The following is a 4,176-nucleotide window of genomic DNA, read 5'->3' as shown; positions in this document are numbered from 1 at the left end:
AGCATCACCTTCGACGGCGCCGACGACGGCGTGCGGCCGCCCGCCGCGCCCGGACAACACGCGCGCTTCTTCTCTGGCCCGCGTTCGCATCAGGTCGTGCCCGGCGCGGGCCACAACCTTCCCCAGGAAAAACCGCAGGTTTTTGCCGACGCGGTGCTCGAACTGGTACAACAAAGCGCATGAACACCCCACCTGAACTCCTGAGCGAGCACGCCTGCTTCGGCGGTGTGCAGCGTTTTTACCAGCACGCCTCCAGCACCATCGGCCTGACCATGAAGTATTCGGTGTTCCTGCCACCGCAAATGTTCATTGATGACGCTGGCGGCAAGGTGCCCGCAGTGATCTACCTCGCCGGCCTGACCTGCAACGAGGAAACCTTCATGGTCAAGGCGGGCGCGCAGCGCATGGCCGCCGAACTGGGCCTGGCCTTGATCGCGCCCGACACCAGCCCGCGCGGCGCCCATGTGCCCGGCGAAGCCGACAACTGGGATTTCGGGGTGGGCGCCGGGTTTTATCTGGACGCCTCGCAAGCACCGTGGGACCGCCACTACCGCATGGAAAGCTACCTCACGGCCGAGTTGCTGCCGCTGCTGACGGCTGCCCTGCCACTGGACGCCGGGCGTATCGGCATCTTCGGCCATTCCATGGGCGGCCATGGGGCGTTGACGCTGGCCCTTCGGCACCCCAACCTTTTCAAGTCGGTGTCGGCCTTTGCCCCGATTTGCGCGCCCAGCCACTGCCCGTGGGGCCGCAAGGCCTTCACCGGCTACCTGGGCGCCGACGAAGCGGGCTGGCTTGCGCACGACGCTGCAGCCTTGATGGCCGGCCTGCGCAGTGCGCCCTACCCTGGCGGCATCCTGATTGACCAGGGTCTGGCCGACAAGTTTCTTGCGGAGCAGCTGCACCCGGACCTGTTTGAAGCGGCCTGCGCCAAGGCAGGCCAACCCCTCACACTGCGCCGGCATGCGGGCTACGATCATGGCTACTACTTCATCGCCACCTTCATGGCCGACCACCTGAAGCACCACGCCCGCCAGTTATCGGCCCGAACAGGTGACCTGAAAAGCGCTTAAGACTCTCATAAGCCGCGACAAATACAATTGCACTTTATGCCCTTGCATTCACCCTCGCTCGCCCCTGCAGCCCTTGCTCCGACCGGTGTCCCGTCATCTCCCGGGATGTCCGATCACCCGGCGGCCGGTGTGCGGCAGCTCTGGATCGTGGTGCTGACCAGTCTCTGGATCGCCACCGTGTGCAACGTGGCACTGTGGCGCGCGCTGGCCCGCCTGCCCGGCTTGAGCGCGGGCCAGGCCGCCACCATCAGTGTTGCGCTGGCGCTGGTGATCGCGCTGGCCACAGCAGGGCTGCTCAGCCTGCTGGCCTGGCGATGGACGCTTAAACCGGTGGTCACGCTGTTTCTGGTGTCAGCGGCCTTTGGCGCCTATTTCATGATGGCCTATGGCGTGGTGATAGACCCGAACATGATGGTCAACACCCTGCAGACCGACCTGCGTGAAACGCGCGATCTGCTGAACTGGAGCCTGGCGGGCACGGTGATGGTGCTGGCCGTATTGCCGAGCTTTTTTCTGTGGCGGCAAAAAGTCAGGCGCACAGGCATGGCTCGGCAAGCGCTTTCCAATGCCCTGACCCTGGTGGCTGCAGGCGCGCTTTTGGTGGTGGTGACAATGCTTTTCTTTCAAAGCATGGCCTCGGTGATGCGCAACCACACCCAAGTGCGCTACCTGATCAATCCGCTCAATTCCTTTTACGCATTGGGCTCGGTGGCGGCCAAACCCTTTCAGCGCAACGAATCCATCGTGCTGCCCCTGGGTCAAGACGCGACGCTGGGCGCCAGCTACACCGCCCAGAGCAAGCCGCCTTTGCTGCTGCTGGTGCTGGGCGAAACCGCGCGCAGCGGCAATTTCGCCATCAATGGCTACAACCGCCCCACCACCCCCCAACTGAGCCAGGAAAACATTGCCAGCCAGCGCAACGCCTGGTCGTGCGGCACCAGCACGGCGGCCTCGGTGCCCTGCATGTTTTCCAATTTCGGGCGTGCCGCCTTTGAGTCGCGCCCGGCCAATTCCGAAGGCATGCTGGATGTGCTGCAGCATGCCGGCCTGGCCGTGCTCTGGCTGGACAACCAGGCCGGTTGCAAGGGCGTCTGCGACCGGGTCCCGAACGTGTCCACCCTTCAGCTGAAAGTCCCTGGCCTGTGCGACGGTGGCGAGTGCCTGGACGAAGTGATGCTGCACGGCCTCGATGAGCGCATCGCCGCCCTGCCCGCCGAACGCCGCGCCAAAGGCGTGGTGCTGGTGATGCACCAGATGGGCGGCCACGGACCGGCCTACTACAAGCGTTCGCCACCGGCATTCAAGAAGTTTTTGCCCGAATGCACCAACAATTCACTGCAGAACTGCGAGCGTGACGCGCTGGTCAATGCCTACGACAACAGCATTGTCTACACCGACCATCTGCTGGCATCGGCCATTGGCTGGCTCAAGACCCAGGAGGCGCGCAGCGCACCTGCCATGCTCTACCTGGCTGACCACGGCGAGTCGCTCGGTGAAAACAACCTCTACCTGCACGGCATGCCTTACGGCGTGGCGCCCGATGTGCAAAAGCGCGTGCCCTGGATCACCTGGCTGTCGCCCGAATTCGAGCAGCGCAGCAAGGTCACCACGGCGTGCCTGAAGCAGCAACTCGACGCCCCGGTGAGCCACGACAACTACTTTCACTCGGTGCTCGGCCTGATGAACGTGCAAACCAGCGTGTACAAACCCGCCCTGGACATTTACGCGCACTGCGCCAAACAAGTAGCTTGAGCGGCCTCAGCAGAATTCAGGCGCCTAAAACGCTATTGATTCAATAGCTACAAAGGCAAGCAGTCATTGGGCTAGAGGTCATTTTTATTTAAAATTTCAACATCCTTACAGTGTCACGGCGCCCGCCTCAGGCACGCTGCGCGAGGGTGCACCCCGGGATTCAACAAACCGGTGCAACGCAGCACCCGCCAGCAGGGACAACAAAAAGGCCGCCAGCAGACCCAGGGCATTGGCCATCATCTGCGCGGGCCAGAAACGGCTGACCACCGCATTGACCAGCAGGCACACCGGAAAGTGAATCAGAAAAACGCTGTACGACATCTGTCCGAGTTGTGTCAGCCAGCGCGACTGCAGCCAGCGCCAAGGCACAGCGCGCTGTTGAAGGCCCACCAGCCCGAACGCAACCACCAGCGCCAGGGCCAGCCGCCCCCTGAAATCAAGCGCCAGCGCTGCCCCGCCCAACACGGCCATGGCCAGCAGCCACAAACCAGCGGTCCCGGTGTTGACCTTGTTCAACGCAGTCGATGCCCAGAACGCCAGCAAACCCAGGGCATAGGAGCCAAAAAAATATAACCCGGTGTCGTCAAAATGATCCTGCCGGTTAAAAAACAGCAGGGACGACGTTGCCAGCAGCAGTAACAAACCGGTGCCCCACAGCCGGGCAGACACGCCCGGCCAGCGGCGATGAAGCTCACGCGCCAGGCCCAAAGCCAGCACCGTCATGGCGAACAGCTGCAAATCGATCGCCACATACCAGACGCCTGCGGACAGGGCGTCGTGCCCCAGCACATCCTGCAGCAGCAGCCCATGCGCGAGCACCTGCAGCAGCGTCGGCGCATCCGGAACAGAAGGGTGGTCAAACCAGGGGCGTACCCACCAGGCCACCGCCACCGCCACGGCAAGCGCCACCAGGTAGGGCCGCACCAGCCGCAGGTAGCGCCGAAACACCAGGCGCACCGGTTGCCCGAAAGTCGCGACACCCCCGGGCGCCAGCGAGCTGGCTGCCAGAAAGCCGCTGACGACCAAAAACACCTGGACCGCCATGCGGCCATAGTCATACAGCCAGTCGGTCAGGCTGGTCGCCCGGGGGTAAATCACGTCCGACATCGGGCCGTAAAAAGCCAGGTGGTGCCAGACGATCAGGACGCAGGCGATGCCCTTGAGCGCATCAAGGCCGATCAGGCGATTGTCAGGCAGGCTCATGAGTGGGGGGCGGCGCGTCAGGCTAAAGCGCCAGCCGCTGGCGCGCTTCCTGGTATTCGCGCTTGAGCTGCGCCACCAGGTCGGCCGTGCGCTGCACCTGTGTGATCGCGCCAATGCCCTGGCCGCAACCCCAGATGTCTTTCCAGGC

At 63.5% G+C, this 4,176-nt stretch carries 4 protein-coding genes and 1 pseudogene; 3 read left to right on the top strand and 2 right to left on the bottom strand.

Features of this window, described 5'->3' with window-relative positions:
• The 3 genes from Q8K05_RS15320 to Q8K05_RS15310 all read left to right on the top strand — a co-directional run.
• On the top strand, positions 1-183 hold a 183-nt coding region (locus Q8K05_RS15320; protein ID WP_305247491.1), incomplete at its 5' end, for an alpha/beta fold hydrolase.
• Positions 180-1,073 (top strand): S-formylglutathione hydrolase, encoded by an 894-nt coding sequence (fghA, locus tag Q8K05_RS15315; RefSeq protein WP_305247490.1) that lies wholly within the window; start codon positions 180-182, stop codon positions 1,071-1,073. The genes Q8K05_RS15320 and fghA, both read left to right, overlap by 4 nt.
• A gap of 105 nt (positions 1,074-1,178) precedes the next feature.
• Positions 1,179-2,825: a phosphoethanolamine transferase gene (locus Q8K05_RS15310; protein ID WP_305247489.1), complete on the top strand. Its 1,647-nt coding sequence runs from the start codon at positions 1,179-1,181 to the stop codon at positions 2,823-2,825.
• 105 nt (positions 2,826-2,930) lie between these two features.
• Here Q8K05_RS15310 and Q8K05_RS15305 read toward each other — a convergent pair whose 3' ends face one another.
• On the bottom strand, positions 2,931-4,028 hold the full coding sequence (locus tag Q8K05_RS15305; protein ID WP_305247488.1) for an acyltransferase: 1,098 nt from the start codon (positions 4,026-4,028) through the stop codon (positions 2,931-2,933).
• 22 nt (positions 4,029-4,050) lie between these two features.
• Positions 4,051-4,176 (bottom strand): annotated as a pseudogene (locus tag Q8K05_RS15300) (nitronate monooxygenase); the annotation flags it as partial.

Source organism: Polaromonas sp., from assembly GCF_030682935.1.
In the GTDB taxonomy this organism is placed as follows: Bacteria; Pseudomonadota; Gammaproteobacteria; order Burkholderiales; family Burkholderiaceae_C; genus Polaromonas.
The sequence above is the reverse complement of the archived record's forward strand: the minus strand, read 5'-3'. Positions and strand labels throughout refer to the sequence as shown.